The following is a 13,943-nucleotide window of genomic DNA, read 5'->3' on the forward strand; positions in this document are numbered from 1 at the left end:
GGAGTTCTCAAAATGGCAGCTAAAGAAGTAAAGTTCGGCCGCTCTGCGCGCGAAAAGATGCTGCGCGGCGTCGACATCCTCGCTGACGCAGTGCAGGTAACCCTCGGCCCGAAGGGTCGTAACGTCGTTATCGACAAGTCCTTCGGCGCTCCGCGCATCACCAAGGACGGTGTATCGGTCGCCAAGGAAATCGAACTCGAAGACAAGTTCGAAAACATGGGCGCCCAGATGGTCCGCGAAGTTGCTTCGAAGACCAACGACATCGCTGGCGACGGCACCACGACGGCTACCGTTCTGGCCCGCGCAATCGTTCGCGAGGGCGCCAAGGCAGTTGCTGCCGGCATGAACCCGATGGACCTGAAGCGCGGTATCGACCTCGCCGTTCTCGAAGTCGTCAAGGACCTGCAGGCCAAGGCAAAGAAGATCTCCACCTCGGCTGAAGTTGCCCAGGTCGGCACGATCTCCGCAAACGGCGACAAGCAGGTCGGTGACGACATTGCTGAAGCCATGCAGAAGGTCGGCAACGAAGGTGTCATCACCGTCGAAGAAGCCAAGACCGCTGAAACCGAACTCGAAGTCGTCGAAGGCATGCAGTTCGACCGCGGCTACCTGTCGCCTTACTTCGTCACCAACCCGGAAAAGATGGTCGCCGACCTCGACGACGCTTACATTCTCCTCCACGAGAAGAAGCTCTCGAACCTGCAGGCGATGCTCCCGGTTCTCGAAGCCGTCGTTCAGACCGGCAAGCCACTCCTCATCATCGCTGAAGACGTCGAAGGCGAAGCTCTTGCTACGCTCGTCGTCAACAAGCTGCGTGGCGGCCTGAAGATCGCTGCCGTCAAGGCTCCTGGCTTCGGCGATCGCCGTAAGGCCATGCTGGAAGACATCGCTATCCTCACGGGCGGCACTGTCATCTCCGAAGACCTCGGCATCAAGCTCGAATCCGTAACGCTCGACATGCTCGGCCGTTCGAAGAAGGTTTCGATCTCCAAGGAAACCACGACGATCGTCGACGGCGCTGGCGCCAAGTCCGACATCGAAGGCCGCGTTGCTCAGATCAAGGCTCAGATCGAAGAAACCTCTTCCGATTATGACCGCGAAAAGCTGCAGGAACGTCTTGCCAAGCTCGCTGGCGGCGTTGCCGTCATCCGCGTTGGCGGCTCGACCGAAATCGAAGTCAAGGAACGCAAGGACCGCATCGACGACGCTCTGAACGCGACGCGCGCTGCTGTTCAGGAAGGTATCGTACCTGGTGGTGGCGTTGCCCTCCTCCGTTCGGCTTCCAAGATCACCGCAAAGGGTGCAAACGACGACCAGGAAGCTGGCGTCAACATCATCCGTCGCGCTCTGCAGTCGCTGGTTCGCCAGATCTCCGAGAACGCCGGTGACGAAGCATCGATCGTTGTTGGCAAGATCCTTGAGAAGAACGAAGACAACTACGGCTACAACGCCCAGACGTCTGAATATGGCGACATGATTGCCATGGGCATCGTCGACCCGGTCAAGGTCGTTCGTACGGCTCTGCAGAACGCAGCTTCGGTTGCTTCGCTGCTGATCACCACGGAAGCCATGATCGCCGAGCTGCCGAAGAAGGACGCTCCTGCCGGCATGCCTGGCGGCATGGGCGGAATGGGCGGCATGGACATGATGTAAGACCGAAAGGTTTTACATCTGAGCCAACCGGTTCAGGTTACGGAAGGGCGGCCCTCGGGTCGCCCTTTTCGTTTTGTGATTCGTACTCACATTCGCCCCGATATTTTTCAACCGCCTGATGAAACGTATAATCATGGCACCTGCCGGCCTCGTCGTTTGGCGAGGCTTTCGTGAAGCTTGCTCGACGGGCGTTTTTTACCGACGGGTCAAATTCTCGCAGCAATCGAGTTTTCGTGCCAATGGTTGCCGTCAGAGACGGGAAACGCCCGCAACTCTATCAATTTCGCATTATTTAGCAGTGGTTTCATCAACCTTTCCGCTATTTTTGATCATTAATGACTGGATGCGCGGGTATGCCTGCGTGTTAAAAACCGTTGCCGTTTCTGCAAAAAAACTTATAGATTCGCGCTGTGTTCGGCGCTTCGTTCAGGCGTTCTTGCCGGTGCATCGCCGACACCGCTCAGAATTGCATTGACGCATGGACCRAGTTTCTTATCCTGAAATTAAATTAGAAGTTGCATATTTTGGAAAGGCTGGGCAGAGTGGGCTCACTTCTTGGGGCGACCGCTCGGAACGCTATTTTCCGGCCACCGAGCATGAAGCGCGGCGTCGACTGAAACTGTAATGTTTGCCGGGTGTGCAGCACGGGAGAACGCTGCGCCCAAACTGGGGAACAATGTGTTTAAGATAACAAAAACCAACGCATCCGCACCGCTGATGCGCGGATCGCTGGAACTCAACGACAACAATCCCGACATGCTCGCTCAGCTCTCGATATCGGAAAGCTGGGTCGGCGACTTTTCAAGCGGCGTGATCCGCCTTCAGGAACGCAGCGCCCGGCTTCATGGCCTGAGCGTACCCGAATGCGGCTTGCTCAGTCTGATGCGCTGCTACGATCCCAAGGATCGCGGCCGCATCGTCCAGATTTTCGAACAGGCAGCTGCCCTGTCCTCGTCCTTCTGTTTTTCGACCACGATCATCATGCCCAACGGCTACCGCCAGCCGCTTTTCTGCATGGGTGAATCGAACGGCTACGAAGAGGAAGGCAATGGCAGCATGATCGGCATGTTCATCTTCCCGCGCATCGAAGCCGACACCGGCAAGGCCGCCATTCGCCGCCAGTAAAATCTACTGCTGTCACGGAAAAGCCGGCCCAGTGGGCCGGCTTTTGACGTCATGGGCACCGCGTTTGCGCCGAGGACTCAGGCCGGGCGCGCCGGGATGTTCAGGCCCTTCTCGCTGGCCGGGCGCGCGATGCAACGCTTGAGCCAGTCCATGACCGCCGGGAACTTGTCGTATTCCAGGAGCTCCCGACCGCCATAAAAGACATCGGCGCCGCGTACCCACGGGAATGTGGTGATATCGGCGATGGTGTAGGTGTCGCCCATGATCCACTGTCGGCCCTGCAAGCGCTCCTCCAGAACGCCGAGCAGGCGCTTGGACTCGTCGCGGTAGCGCTCCACCGGATAGGAATTGTTGGCGACTTTGTCGGCGGCGAACTTGTGGAAGTGGCCGAACTGGCCGAACATCGGGCCGATGCCGCCCATCTGGAAGAACACCCACTGGAGCGTCTCGTACCGGCCGGCAGCGTCCGCCGGAATGAGCTTGCCGGTCTTTTCGGCGAGGTAGACGAGGATCGCTCCGGATTCGAACAGGCCGATCGGCTTTCCATCAGGGCCATTGGGATCGATGATTGCCGGAATGCGGCCATTCGGATTGAGCGACATGAACTCCGGCGATTTCTGATCATTGGTGCCGAAGGAGATCAGATGCGGCTCATAAGGCAGAGCAAGCTCCTCAAGCGCGATCGACACCTTCACGCCGTTCGGCGTCGGCAGCGAATAGAGCTGGATGATATCGGGGTTGCTCGCCGGCCAGCGTTTGGTGATCGGGAATGCGGAAAGGTCTGCCATCTGAGGTCTCCAGTTGCGGTAGGTGGCCCGACCATAAAAGAGCGCGCGGCGCAATGGCAAGCCGCCATCATTCGCTATTATCGTTCACTATTGCTGAACGAACTGTCCGCTCCCGTCCATCTTTCCATGACGACCAAAATAGAGGAGAAACGGTGCATACGAGATCGACAACCGTGCCGGGGGGCACACCGGTCTCAACTCATTCAACCGGAGACAGTTCCATGTCGAATACCCAGAACATTGTCATTCTCGTCGCCCGCATTCTTCTGTCCTTCATCTTCATCTATTCCGGCTTTGGCAAGTTGACCGACCCGGCTGGCACCGCCGGCATGATCACCGGCGCCGGCCTGCCTGCCGCCACCGCCCTTGCCTACCTCGCAGGCCTGTTCGAACTCGTCACCGGCCTTGCCGTTCTCATCGGCTTCCAGACGAAGATCGTTGGCTGGGCACTGGCCGCATTCTGCGTCTTCACCGGTCTCGTCTTCCACTCCGGCACCGTTGCCGTCCCAGGCTGGCCGGATGCCGCTCTCGGCTGGATCAACGCTCTCAACGGCATCATGCTGATGAAGAACTTCACGCTGGCCGGCGCCTATATCCTGCTCGCCACCTTCGGCCCGGGCCTCTACTCGATCGACGCCCGCCGTGGCGCCCTGCCGGTCGCTGCATAATCGGCATAGCATCCTCCCAAGTATGAAAAGCCCGCCGTCAGGTCATCTGGCGGCGGGCTTTTTTTTGCGTTCTCAATCAAGTGAGGAGGTTGCACGGCGGTCTCTGCAGCAGTCGAGCGGCTAAAGCGAATAAACGCTTGCCGTTGCGATTATATAGAGATCGGCGTTATGGGTGCGACACCATTCGTCGAGGTCTCGCCGCAACTCGGGCCAGAGGTCACGCGCCCATTCCGGCCCGTGCTCTTTCCACTCGTTCTCGCTTGGAAGGTAGGCCGACAATACGCCCATCGGCAGCTCCAGCACGAAGGAGCCACCGCTGCCGGTAACGACGAGTTCTTCCTTCCAGCGTGGCTGAAATCGGAAAAGTGGCTCCGCCATGGCAGCGCCCGGATTGTCATTGCCCGCTACAATGTTGTCGTCCTCGCCGGCCATCAGAGCGCGGCGCGGACGGCTTCGATCAGGCGGGTAACGGAAGGCTCGTTGGCGTGGCTTTGCTTGCGGGCGCGCACGAGGCAGGCCTCGGAGCGCAGGATGACGCCATCCGACAGGATCTTCAGGTGGTTGGCGCGCAGCGTCGAGCCCGTCGAGGTGATATCGACGATGATATCGGCCGAGCCCGAGGCCGGCGCTCCCTCGGTGGCGCCCAGGCTCTCGACGATGCGATAGAGCTGGATGCCGTGCTGACGCGAGAAGAACTGCTGCGTCAGGCGCCAGTATTTGGTGGCGATCGTCAGGCGGCGGCCGTGGCGGGCGCGGAAATCGGTGGCGACATCGCCGAGATCGGCCATGCTGTCGACATCGAGCCAAATCTCCGGCACGGCGACGATGACATCGGCGTGGCCGAAGCCGAGGCGGGCGCAGAACTCGACGCGCTTGTCGGCCTCCGCCAGGCCTTCGCGGATCAGGTCTTCGCCGGTGACGCCGAAATCGACCGTGCCGTTGCCGAGCTCCTTGGAAATCTCGGAGGCCGAGAGGAAGGCGACCTCGACATCATCCCAGCCTTCGACGCGGCCGCGATAGGAACGGTCGTTGCCGACAGCGGTGATCTTCATTCCGGCCTTCTCGAAGATGGCCGAGGCGTCGTCCTTCATCCGGCCCTTGGAAGGCAGCGCGATGGTGATGGTCATCAGGCGGCCCTTTCCGTTTCGATGCGATCCAGCCACAGCGAGAAGCCGACGGCCGGGATGCGTTCTTTCGCGCCGAGCAGGGTCATCAGCTTGTCGAAGCGACCACCACCGGCGAGCACGGCATCCGAACCCTCGACGCCGATCTCGAAGACGAGGCCGGTATAGTAATCCAGCGGTCGGCCGAAGGCGGCGCGATAATCGATGAGCGAGAGATCGACGCCGGCATTGGCGAGTGCGGCGACGCGACCATCGAAGCGCGACAGGGCGTTGCCGAGCTTGAGGCCGGCGGCATCGGCGAAGCCGGACAAGGCCGCAGATGCATTGATCAGCGGCACGTTGAGCGACAGGAACTCCTGGAGCACAAGGAAGGCCGCGTCATCGAGCCGGGTTTCCGACAGGATCAGCTTTTCCTTCAGCCTGCGGGCGATATCCTGCGGCGAGCGGCTGGCATTGGTGGAATAGCCTGTCGCCTGCATGGTGGCGTCGATATGGGCGACCAGCGCCTCTTCATCGTCGGCGCCGAGAAGGCGCGCGATATCGTCGCTGAGGCCGGTGACGAATTGCGGGCTGACGAGGCTGGCGAGCAACGCCTCGAGATGGGTCGTGTCGCCAAAGGCATGGATCAGCCGCTTCTGCCAGCCGAGCGGTAGGCCGAGCGCCTGGACGACGGCTTCGAACACGGCCTGATCGCCGAGCGTAACGGCCAGCTTCTTGCCCGGCAGCAGGCGCGACAGCACACCGGCCGCATCGCCGATGGCGCGGGCGTCGGCGCTCGGGATATTGATATCGCCGAGATCTTCGATACCTGCCTGATAGAACTCATTGCCGCCTTCGCGGCGCTGGCGGAAGACCTCGCCGAGATAGGCATAGCGCTTCGGCGTGCCCATGGCGCTTTCGATATGGCGCAGGCAGACGGGAATGGTGAACTCCGGACGCAGGCAAAGGCTGGCGCCGGTTTCGCTCTCGGTCATGAAGATGCGGCGGCGAAGATCCTCGCCGGCGATGTCGAGAAAGGGTTCGGCCGGCTGGATGACCGGGGTGTCGACGCGCTCGGTACTGCGGGCGGCGCACTCGGCGAGCAGGTCTTCGGAGAAGGCTGGGAGGTTGATCAGGGGCATGGGGTTGGTGTCTCCGGGGCTACCCCCCTCTGTCCTGCCGGACATCTCCCCCACAAGGGGGGAGATCGATGTGTTGCGCGGCTTGCGCCAAACAGTGAATGTGGGGCGAGCGGATGAACCTGGCCGATCTCCCCCCTTGTGGGGGAGATGTCCGGCAGGACAGAGGGGGGTATTCCCCGCTCAACCATTCGACGCTCGCTTGCGATCTTCCGCCTGCGCCGCCAGGATTTCCTTCACCTTGGCGACCAGATCGGCCTCCTTGACCGTCTCCTGCGCAACCCGGGCTTCGCGCCACGAAGCGTTGTCCTCGATCTCGCCGGAGAGGCGCTTGCCCTCGATCAGGTCCTTGATCTGCACGACGCCCTCGGCGCGCTCATCGCCGCCCTGAATGATGGCGACTGGGCAGCCGCGGCGGTCGGCGTATTTCAGCTGATTGCCGAACTTCTTCCAGTTGCCCTGGTACATTTCGGCGCGGATGCCGGCCGCACGCAGTTCCTGGGTGATGCGCTGATAGCGGCCCATGGCCTCGACATCGCCATCCATGACGGTGACGAGGACGGGTTCGATAACCTCGCTCTGGCCGAGCTTGCCGAGGTTCTTCAGCGCCGTCATCAGGCGCGAGACGCCGATGGAGAAGCCTGTTGCCGGAACCGGCTGGCCCATGAAGCGGGAGACCAGACCATCATAACGACCGCCGCCGCCGACGGAGCCGAAGACGACCTTTTCGCCCTTTTCGTTGGTGACGTCGAAAGTGAGTTCGGCTTCGTAGACCGGACCGGTGTAGTATTCGAGGCCGCGGACGACGGAAGGGTCGATCTTGATGCGGTCGGACTGGTAGCCGGCCGCTTCGACCAGCTGCCAGATTTGCTTCAGCTCGAAGACGCCTTCGACACCGGTTGGTGAATCTTTGAAGTTGTTATGCAGAGTATCGAAAATCGCACCCCGCACAGCCTTTGGACCGTCGATCTCAACTCCAGGCACTGGGTTTTGCACGAGTGGATGCGAGTCCAAAGCTGCTTCCGCGCTTTGCAGAATACTCATAAACCCGAGCAACTTGTCTATCTGACCCTGCTCAAGGCCAACACCCTTAGTGAAATCGCCGGACTCATCCTTGCGGCCGGGGCCGAGCAGCAGCGCCACGCCCTCGGGACCGAACTTGTCGAGCTTGTCGATGGCGCGGAGCACGTTGAGGCGCTGAGCGGCCTTGTCGTCGCCGCCGAGACCGATCGCTTCCAAAACGCCGTCGAGAACCTTGCGGTTGTTGACGCGGATGACATAGTCGCCGCGCTTGATGCCGAGGGCTTCCAGCGTGTCCGACATCATCATGCACATCTCGGCATCGGCCTGAACGCCGGGCGCGCCGACGGTATCGGCGTCGAACTGCATGAACTGGCGGAAGCGGCCCGGGCCGGGCTTCTCGTTGCGGAAGACATAGCCGGCGCGGTAGGTGCGGTAGGGCAGCTGGATCTCGTTGAAGTTTTCCGCGACATGGCGGGCGAGCGGCGCCGTCAGGTCGTAGCGCAGCGACATCCACTGCTCGTCGTCATCCTGCAGCGAGAAGACGCCTTCGTTCGGCCGATCGGCATCGGGCAGGAACTTGCCGAGCGCATCGGTGTATTCGAAGAGCGGCGTTTCGACAGGATCGAAACCATAATGCTCATAGACCTCCCGGATCTTCGCGGTCATCTCGTTGACGGCGCGAATATCGGCCGCCGAACGATCGACGAAGCCGCGGGGAAGTCTGGCCTTGAGCTTTTGTGGTTTCTTCTGCTTGTCGTTCATTTCCAACGTCTTCCGCTCAGTGTGACAGTGGCGGTTTCCTAGCGGAAAGGGCCGGATGCGGCAAGTGTCGGTCGACAAATCCGACATGACAGACAAGTTGGGCCGTGATAGATTGGGATACACGCATCCCAATCCTCGAAGGCCGCCGACATGAGCAAGCAAACAGCCATCCGTCTTCCCGACGAAACCTACGAGCGGCTGCAGGCATTGGCAAACCGCACCGGCCGCACCGCCACCTATTATATCCGCGAGGCGATCGAGACGCATCTGGAGGATCTGGAGGATCTCTATCTGGCGGAAGCGGCGATGCTCAGGATCAAGAGCGGCGAGTCCGAGATCATCAGCGCCGAGGAGTTCTGGCGTGGCCTGGACGATTGAGTTCGACCGCCACGCCCGCAAAAATGTCGAGAAACTCGACCAGCAGACACGACGCCGCATTCGCAGCTTTCTGTACGATCGGCTCGCATCACTCGACGACCCGAGGCAGATCGGCGACGCCCTGCAGGGATCGGAGCTTGGGACCTTCTGGCGTTATCGTGTTGGCGATTACCGCGTCATCTGCGACCTGCAAGACAACCGGCTCGTCGTTCTCGTGATCGACATCGGCCATCGCCGCGAAATTTATCGATGAAAGCCAGTCCGTGATCGCCGAAGCCCTCCTCTACGCCGCCACCCTCCCCTCCACCAGCAAGCTGCACCGCAAATACATCCGCTACTCCGTCAATCTCTGGTCGCGCGCCAATCGTTGCAGCCGGCAGTGGGCGGAGCATGAAACGAATACGAGGCGGGCGATCCTTGCGGCGATAGCGGGCTGCAAGCAGCGGCGGACGGCCGTGGTGCTGGGGTCCGGCTTGCTGCGCGATGTGCCGATCCGGGAGTTGGCGGCCAGCTTCGATACTGTCGTTCTGATCGATCTCGTGCATGTCGCGACGGTGAGGATGAAGATGCGCCGCAAGGCCTATCGCAATGTCCGGCTGATCGAGCGTGATCTCTCTGGCTATGATGCGCTCGCGGCCGGCGAGACGCCGGAGCCGCTGGGGTTCCTGCGCAATGTACCCTATCTGGATCTCGTGGTTTCGGCCAATCTCCTGTCGCAGATCGGGCGCGGGGTGCAGCGGCGGTTCGAGGCCGAGCGGCAGCGGATGCCTGAGGATACGGTGGAGCAGCTGATTGCGGCACATCTTTCCGGCCTGTCGCGCATGCCGTTCAAGAGTTGCCTTGTTACCGACATCTCATATGCGGTGATCGACCGTAATGGAAAGACCCACGAGGAGAGCGACCTGATGCACGGGGTGGCGGTGCCGGAGGCGCGGGCGGCTTGGGCCTGGCCGGTGGTGCCGATAGGCGAGGAAAGCGCGGATTATCAGGTTATCCATCAGGTGATTGCGGCCTGGTGAATTGCAAGATATCGTGATGCAATCAAAGATTTATTGTATCACTTTTATTTTGCGATATCGTATCGATGAAGATCGTTTGGGATGAGCCGAAACGCGTCCGCAATGCTGCAAAGCATGGGCTGGATTTTTGTGACCTGGATGAGGAGTTCTTCGCCGCGGCGGTGATCCTCGACGCCAGGAGCCCGAGGCTGAAGGCCGTGGGTGTCCTGATCGAGGATGTGATTGCCGTCGTTTTTGCCGTTCTCGGGAGCGAGGGGATTTCCGTTATCTCGATGCGCCGGGCAAGCCGCCAGGAAAGGAGGCTCTATGAACAGTTCAAGTCGAAAGATCCTCGGCCTCACTGACGAGGAAGAGGCCGCTATCCAGCGCGGTATCGCGGAGGACCCAGAGAACCCCGAATGGACGGAAGAGGACTTCAAGAAGGCTCGCCCCTTTGCCGAGGTTTTCCCCGAGCTTGCCGAGAGCATCCGGCGTTCGCGCGGGCGGCCGGCGGTGGAGAGCCCGAAGCGGCAGATATCGCTGAGGCTCGATCCCGATGTGATCGACGCCTTCAAGGCGACCGGCAAGGGGTGGCAAGGGCGGATCAACGATGCGTTACGCAAGGCCGCCAAGCTCGATTAGCGCGACGCGGCGTCTTGGCAGCGGTGGCGGGCTTGCCTATGTTTGGCCGATGCGGATTTTCTCTATCGCGGCGATGATAGTGGCTTGGCTGATCTACGGAACGATGTTCGCGTGGGCGGGATGCCCGATGTGCGCGTCGATGAGCCAGCCTGCCGCTGTCGATATGGCTGCCGGCGAGTTGCACCATCATATGCCTGATATGGAGATGGGCGAGACCGTCAAGGTCTCGGAGCGGGAGAAGAACCCGTGTGCCGACGGCGGCATGGCGCATATGCCGCTCTGTTCCGCCTGCCTGGTCGTGCCGGTCGACGTGATCGTTCATGCCGATGGCAAGCAGGTTTTCGCCTATCCCTCGCCGGCGATCGCACTTGCCTTCCCCGGCGCGCGGCCGGCGCCGCAGGCGCCCCCTCCCCGGTTGATCTGACAATCTAGACCCTGAGAAACGCGGCAAGATCAGCCGCATCGGACTTTCATTGCCAGACTGAGGAAGGAAATCCTATGTCTTTTAAACTACTCGCTCTCACCACCGGTCTTATCGCCGGCCTCTCGTTCAGCGCTCTTCCCGCAAGCGCGGAAGACAAGCCGATGGATATGGACATGAGCATGCCGATGGGCGACCACAGCCCGTCCAGCCATGCCTTTTCCGAGGCCAACAACAAGATGCACAAGGACATGATGATCGAATATAGCGGCGACGCCGATATCGACTTCGTGCGCGGTATGATCGCCCACCACCAGGGGGCGATCGACATGGCCAAGGTGGAGCTGCAATACGGGAAGGATCCCGAGATGCGCAAGCTGGCGGAGGGCGTGATCAAGGCGCAGGAAGCCGAAATCACCGAGATGCAGGCGTGGCTGAAGGCGCACGCCAAGTAAGGCCGCCTCCGCGGTTATATGCTGGACGCCGGGTTTGTGTTGGCGTCCAGCGTTTCGATGTGATCAAGCCTTCGGTTCGAACGGCGCGGGGCGGCGGCCGGTGCCCTGGCGGGCGAGCATCCAGCCGGGATATTCGGGCGCCAGTTGGCTCACCTCGTCCAGCCTCTTCAGGTCGTCGGCATCGAGTTTCAGTCCGACGGCTGCGAGGTTCTGGTCGAGCTGTTCGATGCGCTTGGCGCCGATGATGACAGTCGTCACGAAAGGCTTGGCGAGAACATAGGCGAGCGCCACGGTGGCGACGCTTGCGCCGTGCTTTTCGGCGATCTCGCGCATGACGGCGACGCAGGACCAGGCGCGGTCCTTGTCGACAGGCGGGAAGTCGAAGGCGGCGCGGCGGCCTTCGCCGTTGCCGGGCGCGCCGGGGCCGTATTTGCCCGACAGCAAGCCGCCGGCGAGCGGCGACCAGACCATCAGCCCAACCTTTTCCTCGTTCATCATTGGCACGATATCGCGCTCAAGATCGCGGCCGGCGATGGAGTAATAGGCCTGCACGGTCTCGAAGCGGGCGAAGCCTCGGCGCTCCGAAATCCCGAGCGCCTTGGCGATGCGCCAGGCCTGCCAGTTGGAGACGCCGACATAGCGGACAAGGCCGCGCGAGACGAGATCGTCCATCGCTCTGAGTGTCTCGTCGATCGGGGTGACACTGTCGGTGCCGTGGATCTGGTAGAGATCGATATGATCGGTCTGCAGGCGCTCGAGGCTCTTTTCGACGGAATCCATGATGTGCCCACGCGAGGCGCCACGGTCGTTCGGCTTGTCGCCCATCGCGCCATAGACCTTGGTGGCGATGACGACGTCCTTGCGGGCGACGCCGAGGTTCTTCAACGACTGGCCGAGCAATTTCTCGGAGTCGCCGAAGGAATAGACGTCGGCGGTATCGATGAAATTGACGCCGGCCGAAAGCGACCGCTCGACGATCGCATCAGCCGCCTTCTGATCGACATCGGCGATGGCGCCCCAGGGGCTTTTGTCGTCGGCGGCGCCGAAGGTCATCGTGCCCAGGCAGATTTCGGAGACGAACAGGCCGGTATTTCCAAGCTGGTTGTAACGCATGGTCAAACGTTTCCTTGTGAGGACCGCCGTGAAGCCGGCGGAGGGAATGATCCCGGTTCTATGATTTTTGGGCGGCGAGGCGCTGGGGTGGCGGCGCCTGCCGCAGGCATGAACCCATCAGACATAAGTTGCGCGTGAGCGGTTTCAACGGCTCGCGCGATACGCAGGGGTTGCAGCCATATCGGACGCCCGCAACTCATTGGCGCGCAACCTTGATTGCACCCAATAATTATCGCTCTTAGTGATTGTATTTACTGCGTTTTCCGAGCGGATTCATAAAATTCTAATTGATACCCACCTAAACAATCCTCGCAGATGCGGGGGCAATCATGACATTCTTGGTTCAGCTTGTGAGTTCACTGCTGCGCAACAAGCGCGGCAACGTGGCGATGATCGTCGCGCTGCTTTTCGTGCCAATGGTCTTGGCCGGTGGTGCCGGGGTCGATCTCGCGCGCTACGAGGCCGTGCGGGTGGAAATGCAGGATGGGCTCGACCGCGGCGTGCTGGCGGCGGCATCGCTGTCGCAGAAGCAGAAGACCGCCGACGTCCTGAAAAGCTATATGAACAATCTCGCCTACGGCGCCGACGTGGCCATCGACTTTTCCGAAGCGACGGCGATGAACTCGCGCAAGATCTCGGCCAACGCCTCCTACACGATCAACACCGCCTTCATGCATCTTGCCGGCGTCAAGACGTTGACGATCAAGACGGCGTCGAGCGCGGAAGAAGCCAAGCAGAATATCGAGCTGTCGCTGATGCTCGACATGTCGGGCTCGATGGTGGGGAGCAAGATCAAGAACCTCAAGCTCGCGTCGCAGCAGTTCATCGACCAGATCCTGACCGACGACACCAAGGACTATACGACGATCAGCGTCGTGCCCTATGCGGGACACGTCAATGCCGGAGCCGCGGTGTTCGACAAGCTGGGCGGTACGCGCCTGACCGGTCAGGCCCAGCCGACCAAGGATCCGACCTACAAGGGCTCCTGCTTCGAGCTCGACAATACGGGCTACGGCAGCGATGCGATCCCAAGCTTCAAGGCTCGGTCGAACCTGCCGATCTTCACGAACTGGAACTACAACACGACGGACAAGGAAAAGAGATGGTGGTGGTGTCCTGGCGAAGAGGACGCAATCACCTATTTCTCCAATGACGCGACCTATCTCAAAGCGCGGCTGAGCGCGCTGCAGCTTTATGACGGCACCGGCACACAGAACGCCATGCAGTGGGGCTATATGTTGCTCAACCCGGCCTCCTCCAGCATCGTCCAGGCGGCAATTGCCAGCGGGCAGATGTCCTCGAAGTTCTCCAACCGCCCCTCGAGCTTCAGCGACGCCGATACGATGAAGGTGCTTGTGCTGATGACGGATGGCGTGATCACCGCGCAGTATCGCCCGAACGACTACACGCGTTCGCCGGATCTCAAGGAAAGCAACAAGACGCTGGCCGGCGACACTGCGTCCTTCCTGAGCAAGATCTGCACGACCGCCAAGGCGAAGGGCATCACCATCTTCACCATTGGCTTCGAGCTCGGCAGCGACAGCACGGCGATCAACGCCATGAAGAACTGCGCGACGAGCTCCGCCCACTTCTACCAGGCCTCCGGCTCCGGCATCGGCGACGCGTTCAAGTCGATCTCGACATCGATCCGCAAATTGAGACTGACGCAGTAATG

Annotated in this window: 18 protein-coding genes; 12 read left to right on the plus strand and 6 right to left on the minus strand. The window is 60.9% G+C overall.

Features of this window, described 5'->3' with window-relative positions:
• The first annotated feature begins 12 nt into the window (after window positions 1-12).
• The 3 genes from groL (at window position 13) to AC1DOG_RS06910 (ending at window position 2,778) form a co-directional block, all read left to right on the plus strand.
• Window positions 13-1,653, plus strand: a complete 1,641-nt coding sequence (gene groL / locus AC1DOG_RS06900; protein ID WP_477927164.1) for a chaperonin GroEL — start codon at window positions 13-15, stop codon at window positions 1,651-1,653.
• Between the two features lie 133 nt (window positions 1,654-1,786).
• Entirely contained in the window at window positions 1,787-2,128 is a 342-nt protein-coding gene (locus AC1DOG_RS06905) for a hypothetical protein (RefSeq protein WP_477927165.1), read from the plus strand.
• 203 nt (window positions 2,129-2,331) lie between these two features.
• Window positions 2,332-2,778, plus strand: coding sequence for a hypothetical protein (locus tag AC1DOG_RS06910; RefSeq protein WP_477927166.1), 447 nt, complete (start codon window positions 2,332-2,334; stop codon window positions 2,776-2,778).
• A 77-nt stretch (window positions 2,779-2,855) separates the two neighbouring features.
• Here AC1DOG_RS06910 and AC1DOG_RS06915 read toward each other — a convergent pair whose 3' ends face one another.
• Window positions 2,856-3,566: a glutathione binding-like protein gene (locus tag AC1DOG_RS06915; protein WP_112973703.1), complete on the minus strand. Its 711-nt coding sequence runs from the start codon at window positions 3,564-3,566 to the stop codon at window positions 2,856-2,858.
• A gap of 221 nt (window positions 3,567-3,787) precedes the next feature.
• On the opposite strand from AC1DOG_RS06915, the gene AC1DOG_RS06920 reads away from it, so the two are divergent.
• On the plus strand, window positions 3,788-4,234 hold the full coding sequence (locus AC1DOG_RS06920; protein ID WP_112944563.1) for a DoxX family protein: 447 nt from the start codon (window positions 3,788-3,790) through the stop codon (window positions 4,232-4,234).
• Between the two features lie 120 nt (window positions 4,235-4,354).
• Here the strand turns inward: AC1DOG_RS06920 and AC1DOG_RS06925 are convergent, their stop codons facing one another.
• The 4 genes from AC1DOG_RS06925 to hisS form a co-directional block, all read right to left on the minus strand.
• Complete coding sequence (locus tag AC1DOG_RS06925; RefSeq protein ID WP_477927167.1) at window positions 4,355-4,612, minus strand: hypothetical protein; 258 nt, start codon at window positions 4,610-4,612, stop codon at window positions 4,355-4,357.
• 53 nt (window positions 4,613-4,665) lie between these two features.
• Window positions 4,666-5,361, minus strand: coding sequence for an ATP phosphoribosyltransferase (gene hisG, locus AC1DOG_RS06930; protein WP_477927168.1), 696 nt, complete (start codon window positions 5,359-5,361; stop codon window positions 4,666-4,668).
• On the minus strand, window positions 5,361-6,479 hold the full coding sequence (locus tag AC1DOG_RS06935) for an ATP phosphoribosyltransferase regulatory subunit (RefSeq protein ID WP_477927169.1): 1,119 nt from the start codon (window positions 6,477-6,479) through the stop codon (window positions 5,361-5,363). The genes hisG and AC1DOG_RS06935 overlap by 1 nt, the downstream gene beginning before the upstream one ends.
• A 180-nt stretch (window positions 6,480-6,659) precedes the next feature.
• The gene (gene hisS / locus AC1DOG_RS06940) at window positions 6,660-8,261 is read right to left on the minus strand and encodes a histidine--tRNA ligase (protein ID WP_477927170.1); all 1,602 of its coding nucleotides are present in this window, start codon (window positions 8,259-8,261) and stop codon (window positions 6,660-6,662) included.
• Between the two features lie 150 nt (window positions 8,262-8,411).
• Here hisS and relB point away from each other — a divergent pair, with 150 nt between their 5' ends.
• The 7 genes from relB (at window position 8,412) to copM (ending at window position 11,155) form a co-directional block, all read left to right on the plus strand.
• Window positions 8,412-8,639 (plus strand): type II toxin-antitoxin system RelB family antitoxin, encoded by a 228-nt coding sequence (gene relB, locus AC1DOG_RS06945; RefSeq protein WP_477927171.1) that lies wholly within the window; start codon window positions 8,412-8,414, stop codon window positions 8,637-8,639.
• On the plus strand, window positions 8,623-8,892 hold the full coding sequence (locus AC1DOG_RS06950) for a type II toxin-antitoxin system RelE family toxin (protein ID WP_477927172.1): 270 nt from the start codon (window positions 8,623-8,625) through the stop codon (window positions 8,890-8,892). The genes relB and AC1DOG_RS06950 overlap by 17 nt, the downstream gene beginning before the upstream one ends.
• 10 nt (window positions 8,893-8,902) lie before the next feature.
• On the plus strand, window positions 8,903-9,658 hold the full coding sequence (locus tag AC1DOG_RS06955; protein ID WP_477927173.1) for a hypothetical protein: 756 nt from the start codon (window positions 8,903-8,905) through the stop codon (window positions 9,656-9,658).
• A 65-nt stretch (window positions 9,659-9,723) separates the two neighbouring features.
• Entirely contained in the window at window positions 9,724-10,002 is a 279-nt protein-coding gene (locus tag AC1DOG_RS06960) for a BrnT family toxin (protein ID WP_477927174.1), read from the plus strand.
• Window positions 9,965-10,279 carry a BrnA antitoxin family protein gene (locus AC1DOG_RS06965; protein WP_112533569.1) on the plus strand — a complete coding sequence of 105 codons (315 nt, stop codon included), beginning with the start codon at window positions 9,965-9,967 and terminating at the stop codon, window positions 10,277-10,279. The genes AC1DOG_RS06960 and AC1DOG_RS06965 overlap by 38 nt, the downstream gene beginning before the upstream one ends.
• A gap of 139 nt (window positions 10,280-10,418) precedes the next feature.
• A complete protein-coding gene (locus AC1DOG_RS06970) occupies window positions 10,419-10,703 on the plus strand; it encodes a hypothetical protein (RefSeq protein WP_477927175.1) in 285 nt (94 codons plus the stop codon).
• Window positions 10,704-10,777: 74 nt separating this feature from the next.
• Entirely contained in the window at window positions 10,778-11,155 is a 378-nt protein-coding gene (gene copM / locus AC1DOG_RS06975; RefSeq protein WP_477927176.1) for a CopM family metallochaperone, read from the plus strand.
• 63 nt (window positions 11,156-11,218) lie between these two features.
• Here copM and AC1DOG_RS06980 read toward each other — a convergent pair whose 3' ends face one another.
• Window positions 11,219-12,268, minus strand: coding sequence for an aldo/keto reductase (locus AC1DOG_RS06980; RefSeq protein WP_477927177.1), 1,050 nt, complete (start codon window positions 12,266-12,268; stop codon window positions 11,219-11,221).
• Window positions 12,269-12,597: 329 nt separating this feature from the next.
• Here AC1DOG_RS06980 and AC1DOG_RS06985 point away from each other — a divergent pair, with 329 nt between their 5' ends.
• Window positions 12,598-13,941: a TadE/TadG family type IV pilus assembly protein gene (locus tag AC1DOG_RS06985; RefSeq protein WP_477927178.1), complete on the plus strand. Its 1,344-nt coding sequence runs from the start codon at window positions 12,598-12,600 to the stop codon at window positions 13,939-13,941.
• Window positions 13,942-13,943 lie beyond the last annotated feature (2 nt).

This window comes from Rhizobium sp. 01N48 (assembly GCF_056399145.1).

Bases quoted from the DNA above. Each gene is read 5' to 3' on its own strand.
- AC1DOG_RS06915 (WP_112973703.1), bottom strand. From the start codon at position 3,566: ATGGCAGACCTTTCCGCATTCCCGATCACCAAACGCTGGCCGGCGAGC.
- groL (WP_477927164.1), top strand. From the start codon at position 13: ATGGCAGCTAAAGAAGTAAAGTTCGGCCGCTCTGCGCGCGAAAAGATG.
- AC1DOG_RS06935 (WP_477927169.1), bottom strand. From the start codon at position 6,479: ATGCCCCTGATCAACCTCCCAGCCTTCTCCGAAGACCTGCTCGCCGAG.
- AC1DOG_RS06965 (WP_112533569.1), top strand. From the start codon at position 9,965: ATGAACAGTTCAAGTCGAAAGATCCTCGGCCTCACTGACGAGGAAGAG.
- hisG (WP_477927168.1), bottom strand. From the start codon at position 5,361: ATGACCATCACCATCGCGCTGCCTTCCAAGGGCCGGATGAAGGACGAC.
- copM (WP_477927176.1), top strand. From the start codon at position 10,778: ATGTCTTTTAAACTACTCGCTCTCACCACCGGTCTTATCGCCGGCCTC.
- AC1DOG_RS06920 (WP_112944563.1), top strand. From the start codon at position 3,788: ATGTCGAATACCCAGAACATTGTCATTCTCGTCGCCCGCATTCTTCTG.
- AC1DOG_RS06925 (WP_477927167.1), bottom strand. From the start codon at position 4,612: ATGGCGGAGCCACTTTTCCGATTTCAGCCACGCTGGAAGGAAGAACTC.
- AC1DOG_RS06960 (WP_477927174.1), top strand. From the start codon at position 9,724: ATGAAGATCGTTTGGGATGAGCCGAAACGCGTCCGCAATGCTGCAAAG.
- AC1DOG_RS06980 (WP_477927177.1), bottom strand. From the start codon at position 12,268: ATGCGTTACAACCAGCTTGGAAATACCGGCCTGTTCGTCTCCGAAATC.
- AC1DOG_RS06905 (WP_477927165.1), top strand. From the start codon at position 1,787: ATGGCACCTGCCGGCCTCGTCGTTTGGCGAGGCTTTCGTGAAGCTTGC.
- relB (WP_477927171.1), top strand. From the start codon at position 8,412: ATGAGCAAGCAAACAGCCATCCGTCTTCCCGACGAAACCTACGAGCGG.
- AC1DOG_RS06985 (WP_477927178.1), top strand. From the start codon at position 12,598: ATGACATTCTTGGTTCAGCTTGTGAGTTCACTGCTGCGCAACAAGCGC.
- AC1DOG_RS06970 (WP_477927175.1), top strand. From the start codon at position 10,419: ATGAGCCAGCCTGCCGCTGTCGATATGGCTGCCGGCGAGTTGCACCAT.
- hisS (WP_477927170.1), bottom strand. From the start codon at position 8,261: ATGAACGACAAGCAGAAGAAACCACAAAAGCTCAAGGCCAGACTTCCC.